This window comes from Pelistega ratti, assembly GCF_009833965.1.
Lineage (GTDB): Bacteria > Pseudomonadota > Gammaproteobacteria > Burkholderiales > Burkholderiaceae_B > Taylorella > Taylorella ratti.
In genome coordinates this window covers 1,033,778-1,048,251 of record NZ_CP047165.1, presented here as the reverse complement: position 1 = coordinate 1,048,251, position 14,474 = coordinate 1,033,778, and the positions used below count along the sequence as shown (strand labels likewise).

At 35.3% G+C, this 14,474-nt stretch carries 15 protein-coding genes; 3 read left to right on the top strand and 12 right to left on the bottom strand.

Annotated elements, in window-relative coordinates; genetic code table 11:
- The first annotated feature begins 195 nt into the window (after positions 1 to 195).
- Complete coding sequence (locus tag F9B76_RS04505; RefSeq protein ID WP_159991035.1) at positions 196 to 1,164, top strand: glycosyltransferase; 969 nt, start codon at positions 196 to 198, stop codon at positions 1,162 to 1,164.
- A gap of 124 nt (positions 1,165 to 1,288) precedes the next feature.
- Here F9B76_RS04505 and gloA read toward each other — a convergent pair whose 3' ends face one another.
- The 6 genes from gloA to glyQ all read right to left on the bottom strand — a co-directional run bounded on the left by gloA (position 1,289) and on the right by glyQ (position 6,887).
- The gene (gene gloA, locus F9B76_RS04500) at positions 1,289 to 1,702 is read right to left on the bottom strand and encodes a lactoylglutathione lyase (protein ID WP_159991034.1); all 414 of its coding nucleotides are present in this window, start codon (positions 1,700 to 1,702) and stop codon (positions 1,289 to 1,291) included.
- 18 nt (positions 1,703 to 1,720) lie between these two features.
- Entirely contained in the window at positions 1,721 to 2,443 is a 723-nt protein-coding gene (locus F9B76_RS04495) for a M48 family metallopeptidase (protein ID WP_159991033.1), read from the bottom strand.
- Positions 2,444 to 2,564: 121 nt separating this feature from the next.
- The gene (locus F9B76_RS04490) at positions 2,565 to 3,308 is read right to left on the bottom strand and encodes a lysophospholipid acyltransferase family protein (protein WP_159991032.1); all 744 of its coding nucleotides are present in this window, start codon (positions 3,306 to 3,308) and stop codon (positions 2,565 to 2,567) included.
- On the bottom strand, positions 3,309 to 3,851 hold the full coding sequence (gene gmhB, locus F9B76_RS04485; protein ID WP_159991031.1) for a D-glycero-beta-D-manno-heptose 1,7-bisphosphate 7-phosphatase: 543 nt from the start codon (positions 3,849 to 3,851) through the stop codon (positions 3,309 to 3,311). It lies immediately after the preceding gene.
- 4 nt (positions 3,852 to 3,855) lie between these two features.
- Positions 3,856 to 5,988: a glycine--tRNA ligase subunit beta gene (gene glyS / locus F9B76_RS04480; protein ID WP_159991030.1), complete on the bottom strand. Its 2,133-nt coding sequence runs from the start codon at positions 5,986 to 5,988 to the stop codon at positions 3,856 to 3,858.
- 2 nt (positions 5,989 to 5,990) lie between these two features.
- The gene (gene glyQ, locus F9B76_RS04475) at positions 5,991 to 6,887 is read right to left on the bottom strand and encodes a glycine--tRNA ligase subunit alpha (protein WP_159991029.1); all 897 of its coding nucleotides are present in this window, start codon (positions 6,885 to 6,887) and stop codon (positions 5,991 to 5,993) included.
- A gap of 234 nt (positions 6,888 to 7,121) precedes the next feature.
- Between glyQ and F9B76_RS04470 the strand changes: the two genes are divergently transcribed.
- Both F9B76_RS04470 and F9B76_RS04465 read left to right on the top strand, forming a co-directional pair.
- Complete coding sequence (locus F9B76_RS04470) at positions 7,122 to 7,334, top strand: hypothetical protein (protein ID WP_159991028.1); 213 nt, start codon at positions 7,122 to 7,124, stop codon at positions 7,332 to 7,334.
- 12 nt (positions 7,335 to 7,346) lie between these two features.
- On the top strand, positions 7,347 to 8,069 hold the full coding sequence (locus F9B76_RS04465) for a zeta toxin family protein (protein WP_159991027.1): 723 nt from the start codon (positions 7,347 to 7,349) through the stop codon (positions 8,067 to 8,069).
- Here F9B76_RS04465 and F9B76_RS10250 read toward each other — a convergent pair.
- From F9B76_RS10250 to fumC, 6 genes are all read right to left on the bottom strand, one after another.
- The gene (locus F9B76_RS10250) at positions 8,043 to 8,573 is read right to left on the bottom strand and encodes a hypothetical protein (RefSeq protein ID WP_201289354.1); all 531 of its coding nucleotides are present in this window, start codon (positions 8,571 to 8,573) and stop codon (positions 8,043 to 8,045) included. The genes F9B76_RS04465 and F9B76_RS10250 overlap by 27 nt on opposite strands.
- Entirely contained in the window at positions 8,566 to 8,835 is a 270-nt protein-coding gene (locus tag F9B76_RS04455; RefSeq protein WP_159991026.1) for a hypothetical protein, read from the bottom strand. Before F9B76_RS04455 ends, F9B76_RS10250 begins: the two co-directional genes overlap by 8 nt.
- A gap of 142 nt (positions 8,836 to 8,977) precedes the next feature.
- On the bottom strand, positions 8,978 to 10,507 hold the full coding sequence (locus F9B76_RS04450; protein WP_159991025.1) for an ABC transporter permease/substrate-binding protein: 1,530 nt from the start codon (positions 10,505 to 10,507) through the stop codon (positions 8,978 to 8,980).
- Positions 10,507 to 11,232, bottom strand: a complete 726-nt coding sequence (locus F9B76_RS04445) for an ATP-binding cassette domain-containing protein (RefSeq protein WP_159991024.1) — start codon at positions 11,230 to 11,232, stop codon at positions 10,507 to 10,509. Before F9B76_RS04445 ends, F9B76_RS04450 begins: the two co-directional genes overlap by 1 nt.
- Before the next feature lie 279 nt (positions 11,233 to 11,511).
- Positions 11,512 to 12,456 (bottom strand): alcohol dehydrogenase catalytic domain-containing protein, encoded by a 945-nt coding sequence (locus F9B76_RS04440; RefSeq protein ID WP_159991023.1) that lies wholly within the window; start codon positions 12,454 to 12,456, stop codon positions 11,512 to 11,514.
- Positions 12,457 to 12,752: 296 nt separating this feature from the next.
- Positions 12,753 to 14,144, bottom strand: a complete 1,392-nt coding sequence (gene fumC / locus F9B76_RS04435; protein ID WP_159991022.1) for a class II fumarate hydratase — start codon at positions 14,142 to 14,144, stop codon at positions 12,753 to 12,755.
- Positions 14,145 to 14,474: the final 330 nt, after the last annotated feature.

Sequence of the window (14,474 nt, the reverse complement as noted above, 5' to 3'; positions counted from 1 at the left end):
ATAATTTAAGTTGTTTCAATATTTTTCAATAAGTTAAATATTATGTATTAATAGTTTTATCTAGGTAAATCTTTCCTCTCCAAAAGTTTATTTTATATATGTTTTTGGTTATATTTGATTTTTACTGGATATAAAACATAGGATACAAAATCATCATGCCGTTTTCATGGGAATATAAAACTAAGAGGAAATATAATGTTATCTGCAGAGCAAATAAGTATTAGTTTTGTTATTCCTGTTTATAATGTTGCTTCCTATCTTGCTCAGTGTTTAGATAGTCTTGTCTCACAATCTGTTAGTAAAGAAATTATCATTATTAACGATGGTTCAACAGATTGTAGTTTAGCCATTGCAGAGCAATATTTTTTACGTTATCCCTTTATTACCATTATTAACCAACGAAATAGTGGTGTTTCTGCTGCTCGTAATGCAGGATTAAAATTGGCAAAAGGGCGTTATATCTATTTTGTTGATCCTGATGATTGGATGGTTGAAACTTACTTCGATAAAATAGTTGATATTGCGGATGAACATCAAGTTGATGTGTTAAAAGGCACAGTAGAGCATAGTTATGAAGATGGTTCAGGTAGAGAGCAAAGTACTCGACCTTTTGAGTCTTCTAGCCTCGAACCTAATCAATATGAAGTCATGAGTGGTTATCGACATCTAAACGATATGTTGAAAAGAGATTGGTATCCTAGTTGTTGTTTCGGTTTTTTTAGAACGGACTTTTTACGCAAAAATAATCTTTGGTTTAATGAAGCATTGGCGATTGGTGAAGATACTCTTTTTATAACAGAAATACTCTCTTTACCTAAGGTTACCGTTATTGAAATGGGACGTGTATTTTATCATTATCGTTTAAGATCAAATAGCCTAACAACCATAAAAAATGATACGACAAAATTTATGAATTTATTTTTACTGGATAAATGGTTTATAAAGCTTTATGAACAACGTCAACAAGAGGTTGAAGGGTTTAATGATGAAGAAAAAATAATGTTGATTAATTTAGAACGTATTAGGGCCATTAACTATGGCTATATTTATCGTAGTCAGTATTTACAATATTCACCAGAACTGCAAGCGGAAGTCTATCATTATTTTACAGAAGATGTTTTGCAATTAATGAAAAAATGGTTACTGTATGAGGTAAAGCTGTAATACATTAAGTTTAAAGGGTTATAGCATTGTATTTCTATTGATTATATAGATAAAAATACTATAGACCCTTTATCAGAAATCAGAATTTTGGGTATGAGAGGAGGGTTAATAGATAACTATTCTTTTATCGTAATCCAACACCTGAAGCATTCATATCCTTACGTTCAATAAATTCAATCTTATAGCCATCAGGATCTTCTACAAAGGCAATAACAGTAGTCCCTCCCTTAACAGGGCCTGCTTCACGTGTTACTTTACCCCCTGCTTTTTTAACGGCTTCACAGGCAGCATAAGCATCTGGTACACCAATGGCAATATGTCCATAAGCTGTTCCTAAATCATAGTTGCTTACTCCATAATTATAAGTAAGCTCTAGTTCTGCTTGCTCTGGGTTAGCGGCATAACCTAAAAAGGCTAAATCATATTGATATTCTGGATTAGAAGAGGTTCGTAATACTTTCATACCGAGTACATTGGTATAAAAATCAATAGAGCGTTCTAAATTACCAACACGAAGCATCGTATGTAAAAATTGCATGGTGATATTCCTTCGATTTTAAGTGAGAAAAATAATAGATTGCTGTTTAATGGCTGCTTTATGAGCTAGGTAGTCAGGCATAATATCAGCTACTTCTTGCCAAAAGGCTTTACTGTGGTTCATATGCTTGAGGTGGGCTAGTTCATGCGCAATCACATAATCAATTTGTTTAGGGGGTAAATGAATTAATCGCCAGTTTAACCCAATAATTCCCTTTGAATTACACTGTCCCCAGCTTCTTGTTGCTTTGCTGAGTCTTAGTCCTTTGGCTTGTCGTCCTGTTTGTTGTTCAAACCATATCATACGCTTTTTAAACCAGTGTAGGGCCTGTTGTTTTAACCAATATGTGCATTGTTGGGCAATGGCATCGGTAATATGGGTATAGCTAATATTATCAACTAAGAGTATATCCCCATGTTCTGGTGCTTCTGCTTGTCCCAAAAATAAGGGGGTTGTATTGGAAAAATGTGGTTTAATGAGTACCTGTTTACCAAGATAGTGAATATGCTGATTGATTTCCCAACGATTAATAGGATTAGGGCGTTTTTGATCAAATTGTTTTTGTTTTTCAGCTAACCATTGACTATGTTGAAGAATAAAGGTTTCAATATTGGCGAGAGAAATGCTAGGTGAGGCGATAATACGAATACCTTCAAAACCAATTCGTAAGCTCAAACGGTGTCGTTTTATACGTTTAATTGTATAGTTAAATTCTCCATGTGGTGTATGAATATGAAACATAATGACAGAATATACGGTTAATTCAAGGGGAAATAATCGTTTGTATTGCGTAGTTTATAGGTATTAAGTGTATAGTTGATGACGTTGAAAATAGTAAGTCTATTATTTATTGAAATAATGATTAATCTTTCTTTGGTTCATCGTGATAGGATTGCGGATCGATAATACGCATTTCGTTTTCAATCCATGCCTCTACTTTGGCATTGAGTGCTTTATCATCTAATCCCTTATCAGGGGTAATTTCGGGTCCAAAAGAGACGGTGATTATGCCCGGTTTTTTGATAAAAGCATTTCTTGCCCAACAAATCCCCGCATTATGAGCAACAGGAATAATACCTTTCCCTGTATGAATTGCTAGACGTACACCTCCCAATTTGTATTGCCCCTTTTGACCAATAGGCATACGAGATCCTTCAGGAAAAAGAAAGATATTACGATCATCCTTTAACCGTTGTGACCCTTGTTCTAAAAGCTGGATCATTGCACTACGCCGTTTTTTACGGTTGATGGCAATTTGCTGAGCGGTCATAAATGCCCATCCAAAAATAGGGATATAGTCAATTTCTTTCTTGTAAACATAAGCTAGGCTTCGTTTAAAGAAGGCAGGAAAGAAAATTGTTTCCCATACCGATTGATGTTTACAAAGATAGATGGCAGCATAGGAGGGAATATTTTCTTCGCCCTTAATTTGGTAGCGAATACCACAAATAACTTTTGCTCCCCAAATGGCTAATGTATTCCATGTGGTAATAATAGGCCAACGTTTTTTAAAAGGAAGAATAACGAGTACAATTGTTAAAGGTGCAAAAATAAGCGTGATAAGGATTAACCAAATATAGAATAATAATGAGCGAAGATAAATCATTTATGACTCCTCAAGTAATAGCTTAACTACACTACTTAAATCAGGACTAATGACTGTTCCGATAGGAAGCTCGCCTTTTTGATGTGTTTTTCTACCATTGCCAGTAAGAACAAGCCATGGTTTAAAACCAGCAGCAGAAGCAGCTTGTAAATCTCTAAGCGAGTCGCCTACCGCAAAAAATTCTCCTGCTTGTTGAATCCCATAGCGTTCTTTGATGTCATTAAACATTCCGGGGAGTGGTTTACGACAAGTGCAATTATCATCAGGGTGATGAGGGCAGATAAAGAAAGCATCAATCATTGCCCCTTTTTCTTGAAGTAATTGCTGTAGTTTTTTATGCATGGCATGTAAGGCATGAATATCAAATAATCCACGCCCTAGCCCAGATTGATTAGTGGCTACGACAATCTTATAACCTGCATGGTAGAGTTGAGCAATGGCTTCAATACTACCCGCTAGAGGTATCCATTCATCAGCATTTTTGACAAATTCAGCACTCTCATGATTAATGACACCATCTCTGTCTAAGATAATTAATTTCATAAGACTATTGGGCAAGTTTAGAAAGGTCTGCAACTAAATTCATAGTTTGATGCAGTTGATTGAGTAAGGCAAGACGATTCTGGCGAATAGCGTCATCTTCTGCCATCACCATAACATCATTAAAGAAAGCATCAACCGCTTCTTTCGTTTGTGCAACGTGTTGAAGTGCTTGTGTAAACTCTGCTTTATCAAAATGAGACTGTACAATAGGGGCAATATTCTCAATAAGATTAGCTAAGGTAATTTCAGCTGCTTCGCTGAGTTTCTCTTTATGTAGGGCAGGGATATTTCCTTCTACTTTTTTGAGTAAATTACCAATTCGCTTATTAGCTGCTGCTAAACTACTTGCTTCTGGTAAAGCAGTAAATTGACTAACCGCATTTACACGGTCAATCACTTCATCTAAGTGAGGATTAAGAGCAAGTACAGCATCTACAACAAAGCGATTATGCTGTGTTTGTAATTGATGACGTAATCGTTCAAAGATAAAGTTTTGGACTTCTAGTGCGGTATGAGGATTAATATCAATACCTGCTTTCACAAAAAGTGCCTGTGCTGTATGCAGTAAATCAATAAGTTTGAGCTTATCAGTATATTTAAAATAACCAGAAGCATTGAGGGCATCAAAAGCACTAATAATGCCTAAAGCGGCACGACGTAAGGCATAAGGATCACGCTCACCAGTGGGTAATAGTCCAATCCCCCAGATACCGACTAAGGTTTCAATACGTTCAGCGATAAAAAGGATAACACTGGTAAGATTATGCTCGGTAATGGGTTGGTCAAAACGTACTAAGTATTGATCGGCAATCGCTTGTGCAACAGATGCAGACTCACCATCTGCTTTTGCATAATAAGCACCAATAATACCTTGTAGTTCAGGAAACTCTCCCACCATATTAGAGGTAAGATCGGCTTTAGCTAAAAAAGCAGCACGATCGGCTTCAGCACTATTTGCCCCTAATTTATCGGCGATATAGCGAGATAAAGCACGAACGCGCTCTACCCGTGCTAATTGAGTGCCTAATTTATTGTGATAAACAATATGGTTTAATTGATCAACTCGGCTAGCCAGTGTCTGTTTGCGGTCGGTGTTAAAGAAAAACTCCGCATCAGCTAATCGAGGGCGAACGACACGTTCATTGCCTTCAATAATATGGTGAGGATCTTTAACAGCCATATTGCTAACAATTAAAAATTGATGGCTTAATTTACCCGTATGCTTATCGAAAAGAGGGAAGTACTTTTGATTTAAACGCATAGTAAGAATTAAGCATTCTGGCGGCACGGCTAAGAATTTTTCTTCAAACTGACCAATATAAATGGTAGGGTATTCAACCAGTGAAGTGACTTCTTCAAGTAAATCTTCAACCGCACTATCTTGACCAATCGTAAGATTTAAGGTGGTGGCAGTTTGTTCAAGTTGTTGACGAATATTTTCAAGACGTTTTTGATAAGAGGCAATCACCATACCGTCTTGTTCGAGTTGTTGTGCGTAACTTTGTGCATTATTTAAGGTAATATCCGTTTGCCCCATAAAACGATGACCATGACTGATATTGCTAGCCTCTAGTCCAAGAATATGGATAGGAATAATATTGTCGCCGTGTAAAGCAACAAGACCGTGAGCAGGGCGAACAAATTTAACGGTTGTTTTACCATCTGCCAATTGATAACGCATAACTTTTGGAATTGGTAAGCTATCAATGGCTTTTTCAACGATGCTTTGTAAATGCTGTTTAAGTGATACACCTGCTGCCATTCCTTTGGCGATAAGATAATCTTGTTTTCCATCGGATTCTTGGCTTAGGTCGGCAACGGTGAGGTGTGCCAATCCTTTACTGGCTAATTTTTTTAAAAGGGCAGGTGTTGCTTGTCCTTCACTATCTAAACCGACTTTAACTGGCATGAGCTTTTCGGTAAAGGCTTGTTCAGGTGCTTGACTGCGTACACCTTGTACAAGAACTGCTAGCCGTCTAGGGGTTGCAAAGCTTTCAAATGCTGTGTCTGCTTTGATAAGTTTAGCTTTGTTTAAATCATTCACAATACTTTGTGCAAAAGCCTCTCCTAGGCGGCGTAATGCTTTGGGAGGTAATTCTTCTGTAAATAATTCAATGAGTAATGGTTGTGTAGTCATGATTATTTTACCTCCAACATAGGGAAGCCCAGTTTTTCTCGGGAAAGATAATAGCATTGTGCAACAGCACGAGATAGATTACGAATACGTCCAATATAGCTTGCTCTTTCTGTTACGCTGATGGCATTACGTGCATCTAGTAAGTTAAAGGTATGTGCGGCTTTGAGCACTTGTTCATAAGCGGGTAAGGCAAGTGGATTTTCTAATGCCATGAGTTGCTGTGCCTGTGCCTCATAATCATTAAAGTGTTGAAAGAGGACTTCTGTATTGGCATATTCAAAGTTATAGGTAGATTGTTCTACTTCGTTTTGATGGAATACATCACGGTAGTAAATTTTGTCCCCATTAGGGCGAATAGTCCATACGAGATCATATACACTCTCTACATTTTGAAGGTACATGGCGATACGTTCTACTCCATACGTGATTTCACCTGTCGTAATAGAGCAATCTAATCCGCCGACTTGTTGGAAATAGGTAAATTGTGTAACTTCCATACCATTTAACCAAACTTCCCAGCCTAAGCCCCATGCACCCAGTGTGGGATTTTCCCAGTCATCTTCTACAAAACGAATATCATGTTCTTGTGGATTAATCCCTAGTGCTTTTAGTGAGCCAATGTAAAGATCTAAAATATTCTGTGGGGCTGGTTTAAGAACAACTTGAAATTGATAATAATGTTGTAAACGATTGGGGTTTTCTCCGTATCGTCCATCTTTGGGGCGGCGTGATGGTTGAACATAAGCTGCAAACCAAGGTTCTGGACCAATGGCTCTTAAAAAAGTAGCTGTATGTGATGTACCAGCACCTACTTCCATATCATAGGGTTGTAGTAAGGCGCAACCTTGTTCACCCCAATAGTTTTGTAGGGTGAGAATAATTTGTTGAAATGTAAGCATGAATGTTACTCAGGCTGAAAAGAATAATGGTCAATTTTACCATATAGAGGGGTAGTGTTGGGGGGTGGAATTTTTGTGTGTAATATAAATTTTGATATAAATTAAAGAGATACTTAATGATGATAATGGGCTGTTATATAAGTTTGACTTTCAGATGACATGGTTATAGAGATTTTTTCTCAATGGTGATGAAATAATAGGGATATAATGGAGGAAGTTTATGGGAGAATAGTGATGGCAACAGTGATGGAGAAAGATGTCTTACTCAATTTTGTAGCTAGGGTATTGGCAAAAGTAACGATAATCGTTGGCAGTGAAGAACCACCTCATCAAGATAGAGTCGCTTTAGCGAGAATAAGAAACTTTTTATATCAATCTTATCCAGAGGCGTTAGATTTTGAAGTTATCTTAGATGAAATAAAATGTATCGAATCAAAATATCAATAAGGAGAGGATAATATGAATAGTTTAATCTTAGAGGGGTATTCCGTTACAGATGATGTAGAAAAGAAATTTAAAGATGTATGGAGTGATTTACTATTAGGGCAGACTCTTTCTACGTCAAATAATCCTAAGATAGTGTTATTAGGGGGTCAGCCCGGAGCAGGAAAAGCCTTTGGTAGTAAGAAGGTGATTGATGAGTTAAATGGTAATGTCCTTGTGATTAATGGTGATGATTATAGGCATTATCATAGTCGTTATGAAGATATTTATAAAGTCCATAATAAAGAGGCTTCTAAATATACTGGTGATTTTGCAGGTTTAATGGTAAGTAAAGTAAGGGATGAAGCTATAAAGCATCGGTTTAATGTGATTATTGAAGGGACATTTAGAACAATTGAAACTCCCTTAAAAGAACTCAATAAATTTAAAGAAAATGCTTATTGTACAGAGGTGATTATTTGCACTTGTCCTAAAGATATAAGCTGGCAAAGCACTATTGAGAGAGGGGATAAAGATTTAAAAGCGGGTGGAATTCCTCGATACACACCAAAAGAACATCATGATTTAGTAGTGGCTTGTTTAGCAAAAAATGTAGATGCAATAGTTAAGACAAGATTAGTTAATCGGCTTAGGGTTTTTAATCGTGAAAAAATGTTGTTTGACTCAGTACTAGATACACAACAAATGCCAAGTGATGTGATTGAGGTAGAGCTAAATAGAACATACATTAATACCTAGTATTTTTTGTTGTTTCTCTTTATAAATATCTGAAGCTACTTTTATCGCTTCCTGTCGAGCGTTAATAATCTTTTTATCATTATCGCTTAGACGTACTTTATCCATATTACTTAATCGAGTAATATGACTTGCAAAAGCCTGTCTAGCCTCATCATAAGGTAAACCTGCTTTACGATTTTTGGGCAGGCTATATGCTTTATTAATCATTTTATAGTCTTGTGCATTTTCTACTAGTATTAAATGTTGTTCAATAACAGTAATTTCATTTAAAGCTGTTTTTAAACTACTTATCATGGATTGACTATTAGCATTTCTTTCTAAATCAGCCTTCAAAATTGTTTTTTCGTTTGCAATAATAGAATCAATATCCTTTTTTAAAGTAGATTGTGTAATATGTTTATAAATATTATTTTGAGTATCTTTTATAGATTGATTGAGCCTACTTTTCATTAAATTTTTGATTCCTTCACTTTCTAACGCTAAGTAATAGTCTAACTTACTCATTTAACCAATTTTCCCCATACGATTTATCGGCATTAACTGTATTAAAACCATATTTTCTAATAAAATCTGCTCCTCGTGATTGTTTTAGTAATTTTAAAGTGTAGTCAGGTAAATCATTTTTTCCTAACCATCGCCAAGCAGTATCCATATCATCTGCCTCAGCCGCTGCTTTACTTTCTTCCATATTCATTAATGCTTCATCTGCATGTGCTGCTATCAATTCTGCTCTTACGGCATCCGTTAAATAACTCTTTAATTCCATTATTAAACTCCTATATAAAAATTAAAAAGACATGAGGGATATTGTCTTAGATAATATTACCATGAATAAATTATGAGAAAAAATAATCGTATTTATTTTTCCTAGAGAGTAAGTGTGTTTATATTTCTTATTAAATCAACCATTATTGGTGTTGAATACTTTTTACTAAACCTTCCTTTTCTAAATACTCTTTAGCAACTTGGTAGGCAGGTTTTCCAACGACATCAACGGTATAGTTCATTTGGCTCATTTCTTGTGTGGATACTTTATCTGCTAGTTGGTTTAGTATATCTTCTAGTTCAGGGTATTTTTCAAGTGTTGCTTTTGCTAATAATGGAGCAGCTTGATAGGGTGGGAAAAGCCCTTTATCATCTTCTAACACCTTGAGTTGATAGGTAATGAGTTTGCTATCTGTTGAGAATACTTCGGCAATCTGAATGTTTCCATTTTTAATGGCTTCATAGCGAAGGGCAGGATCCATTGTTTTGACATTAAGGTGTAGCCCATAGCGTTCTTTTAGACCTATATTGCCATCTTTACGATCGTTAAACTCTAAAGAGAAACCAGCAATAGCACTCTTCTGAATATACTTTAAATTAGAAATAGTTGTTAAATGGTTTGTTTTTGCATAGTCTTCTTGTACGGCAAGGGCATAGGTATTTTGGAATTTCATGGGTTTTAAGTACACCAAGTTATCTTGCGCCAAAATTGCTTTTTGAGCATAAGTATAGACTTCATTGGGATTGTTGGATAAGTCTGAGGGTGGATTTTTTAATAACGTTGTAGTGATGGTTCCCGTGTATTCGGGATAAATATCAATACTCCCTGATTTAAGTGCTTCAAATAGAAAACTTGTTTTTCCAAAATTAGGTCTTACTTCTACGGATAGATTGGTTTGATCTTCAATCAATATCTTATACATATTCATCAGAATTTCAGGTTCTGCACCGAGTTTTCCTGCAATGATAAGAGAGGGGCTACTTGATGGGGTTTTTAGTAGAAAGTGTATATTTAAACTAAGTAAGCTAAGGATAAAAGCAATTAATATTGTACGAGGTTTTTTATTTTGTAAGAATCGAATGACACTACTAAAAAGAATAGCGAGTAAGGCAGAGGATATAGCACCAATTAAAATAAGTCCTGAATCACTACGATCAATACCTAATAAGATAAATGAGCCTAACCCACCTGCTCCAATTAAGGCAGCAAGGGTAGCTGTACCAATAATCATGATAGAAGCGGTTCGGATACCTGCCATAAGGATAGGCATAGCTAAGGCTAATTCAAATTTCTTTAGCTTTTCCCATTTATTCATACCAAAGGCAGTTGCTGCTTCTTCTAAATAGGGATCAATTGTGGCTAACCCAGTTAGTGTTCCTTGTAGGATAGGAAAAATGGCATAAATAACCAATGCGACTACAGCAGGCAATGTACCAATACCCAAAAAGGGGATAAAAAGACCGAGTAGGGCTAAGGAAGGAATGGTTTGAAAAATGCCTGTTATCTGTAAACTCCATTCACTGAGTGGTTTGTTCCGTGATAGTAATAAACCAAGTGGTACAGCGATAGTAATGGCAATAATTAAGGAAAGTAAAGAAATCTGTAAATGTTCAAATAGGGCGGTTAGCCATTGAGGATAACGCTCTAAAAAACTTGTTATCAATTGATTCATTACATTTTCCTTTTTTGAATAAAATCACTTACGAAGGTACTGGCAGGCTGATGATGTAATTCTTCTGGGGTACCAATTTGTATGATTTTTCCTGCTTTCATTAAGCAAATTCTATCGGCTAGTTTTAATGCTTCTTCCATATCGTGTGTAACGAATACGGTTGTCATTTGGTATTCTTGATGTAGTGTTTTAATGAGTTCTTGTAACTGTGCTCGACTAATAGGGTCAAGGGCTGAAAAGGGTTCATCCATGAGTAAAACCTTGGGGTTTGCAATAATGGCTCTTAAAATACCCACTCGCTGACGTTCACCACCTGATAATTCATGGGGTAAGCGATGCAGATAATGAGTGGGATTTAACCCAACTTTACTAAGTAATATTTTTGTTTTATTTAGGGTGTCTGTCTTATTCCATTTTTTCATATCAGGAATAAGAGCAATATTTTCTTCTACTGTTAAATTAGGAAATAATGCAATTTGTTGTAAAACATAGCCTGTTTCTAGTCGTAATTCCCTTAAATCAAAGTCTTTTAGACGTTTTCCCTGAAAAAGAATATCACCATCGGTTTGTTCAATAAGACGATTAATCAGTTTGATGGTCGTTGTTTTACCACTACCACTAGGTCCAATTAAGACAAAGAATTCTTGTGCTTTAATCTCAAAGGTTAAGTTTTGTAAGATAGCATTATTTGCCTTATATAAAGAGACATTTTGGTATTTAATCATTAGGTTTCCTATTTGTATTAAACCGTAGGAGATTATCGTTAGGATAAAAACTAAAGGATAGATTGGGCTATTTCTATCTTCTTGATTATAGCGATAATAAATGGTTAAAAAATGGTGGATAGGCTATATGATTAAAATGTAAAAAACTATGAAATATTGAAATAATAATAGTTTAAATTGGATCATTATAGGTTTTTAACTGTCCTAATGTTATAGGTACACTTTATTCTACTTCTCTAAGAATTTATATTTTATCGATAGTTAGCAAAAATTCAGATATCAGACAATACACACTACTTTTCCAAAACTGTTTTTACTCTCTATATATTGATGCGCTTTGTGAATTTCATCTAACTTAAAAATTTTATTAGGATTTGCCATAACATTATACTTATTTATAAAATCGAGCATTTCGTTTAATCTTAAAGAATCAACAATCCCTGAATAAAATGTTGTCAAATATATATCATTCTTGAGTTCTATTATGGGATCAAAATCTTTTAAAAACCACTGTTCTCCAAGTTGTCCCGTACTACAAACAATGCCAAAACGATTAAGATGTTTAATAGAATCCTTAATTGATCGAGGACCTATTAATTCAAGTATTTTGTTAAATTTCTCCTCTGTTTGTAGTATATATCCCTTATCCTCAAAAATTTCATCAAAACCGCTTTTAAGCAATACTTCCCTTTTGGATATATTTTGAGTACTTCCATAGACTTTAATTTTTGGAAATCGTGCCTTTGTCAAGTTACAAAAAGCTATTCCAGTCGCACTACTTGCTCCTCTAACTAATATCTTATCTTCTTCTATTATTCTAAGATTTATAAAAGAACCATAAGCTGTATAGTAAGTTTCAGGTATGGCAGCTAATAACTCCCATGATAAATTACTTTCTATTGGATAAATTTGTTCATTAGGAAGTAGCACATACTCTGCATAACTTCCATCAAACGCTCTCCCCATTTCCCCCATTATTGATACTATTTTTGTTCCTATTTCAAACTTTTCGCTCTGCTCCACAATGCCAACACATTCAATCCCTAGTATTCGTGGAAATTTAACATCAGGGGAATATCCTTTTCTTGTAAAAATTTCAGATCGATTTATTCCAAATCCTTTTACTTTTATTAAAGACCAACCTTTTTTAAATTTTGGTTTTGGAACTTCCTGATATATCAGCTTATCTGTTCCTCCAGCTTCATAAATGACTACTGCTTTCATTTTTTTATTTCCTTAATTTCCATTAATTTTGTACAAAATTATTACTTGGATTCTGTCTTAATCTTTTTAGAAAAAGGGAATATCTTATAAGATTTGATTGATATTGTAAACCTTGTGATATAAGGCTCTTCTAGCATTCTAAAAGATATTGCTTCGCTTGTCTAGTAACTAGAATTTTTATTATTTAAATGATCAAATAAAATATTAATGAATAAAATCAATTGGTTAAAAATATTAAATATTTTTAATTAAGATGGTATCTTTGCTATAAAGACACCATCTTTGGTAGCGACTATTTATTTGGGTGATACCATTTCTTCAGGTTTTACCAAATTATCAAACTGCTCGGCAGTGAGTAAATTCAGTGCAATAGCCGTTTCTTTGAGCGACTGATTATTTTTATAAGCCGTTTTAGCAATTTTGGCGGCATTTTCATAACCGATATGGCGGTTAAGTGCTGTTACTAACATTAATGAGTGATGAAGAAAATAATCAATTTTTTCTTTAACCGGTTCAATGCCTACCGCACAATTATCATTAAAGCTATTGCACGCATCACCCAATAAACGGATAGACTGTAAAAGATTATAAGCAATGACTGGCATATAAACATTAAGCTCAAAATTACCAGAAGCACCTGCCACACCAATTGTTGTATCATTCCCCATCACTTGGCAATAGACCATCGTCATTGCTTCACATTGGGTAGGATTGACTTTGCCCGGCATAATAGAAGAGCCGGGTTCATTTTCAGGGATTGTGATTTCACCTAAGCCACAACGAGGCCCACTGGATAACCAGCGAATATCATTGGCAATTTTATTTAAACTAACCGCTAATGTGCGTAAAGCACCTGATGCAAAAACGCAAGCATCACGACCAGCAAGGGCTTCAAATTTATTGGGAGCAGTCACAAAGGGTAAGCCAGAAAGAGAAGCTAAGTTTTCAGCGGCTTTAACGGCATAGTCTGGGTGGCTATTAAGACCTGTTCCTACTGCTGTACCACCTAATGGCAATTCATATAAACCTTTTAATGCATCTTGAATACGTACTAAACTATGGTCTAATTGGCTCACATAACCAGAAAATTCTTGCCCTAGCGTGAGAGGAGTGGCATCTTGAAGATGCGTACGACCAATTTTAACTATATCTTTAAACTGTTCTGCTTTTTGGGCTAATGTATTTCTGAGAGTGGTAACAGCAGGGATTAGTAAGCGGTTGATTTCGATAGCCGCAGCGACATGAATAGCGGTTGGAAAGGAATCATTGGTTGATTGAGCATGATTGACATGATCGTTAGGGTGGATCGGTTGATAGGCTGCTAAACCTGTTCCTGCAATTTCATTGGCACGGTTGGCAATCACTTCATTCATATTCATATTAGATTGTGTACCAGAGCCTGTCTGCCATACGACAAGAGGAAATTGTTGATCAAATTTACCCGCAAGTACATCATCAGCGGCTTGAATAATTAATTCTGCTTGTTCTGGTTTGATGCGTGATAAAGAGGCATTAGTTTTGGCTGCTGCCTTTTTAACCAGCGCCATTGCATGAATAAGGGGAAGAGGAAGTGTTTCACCCCCAATTTTAAAGTTCATTTTACTGCGTTGAGTTTGTGCGCCCCAGTATGCCTCACTGGGTACTTCTACATTACCCATTGTGTCGTGTTCTATACGAGTTACTGACATAAAATTACTCCTAACTATATTCTAAATAAAAATAAGAATTATTAACAAATTAATAGCACTATACCAGAAAAAGAGAAAATGGATGAGCAAAATCAATCTATTTAATAGGGTTATAGCGAGATTTTTAGGAAATATAATGTACTTTTATGGTATCAATTTTTAAAATGAGATGATGCAGAAGAGAGCTTAAACAGATAATTATTTCCCAATTGCTTATCAAAAAATCAATAAATAATAGTATTAAGTTGCTTAAATTAATGCTGGTTATATCTAAAAACTAATTGTCTTATTCATAAAGTTAAGTCGTTATTTAAAAGGAATTTATTATTA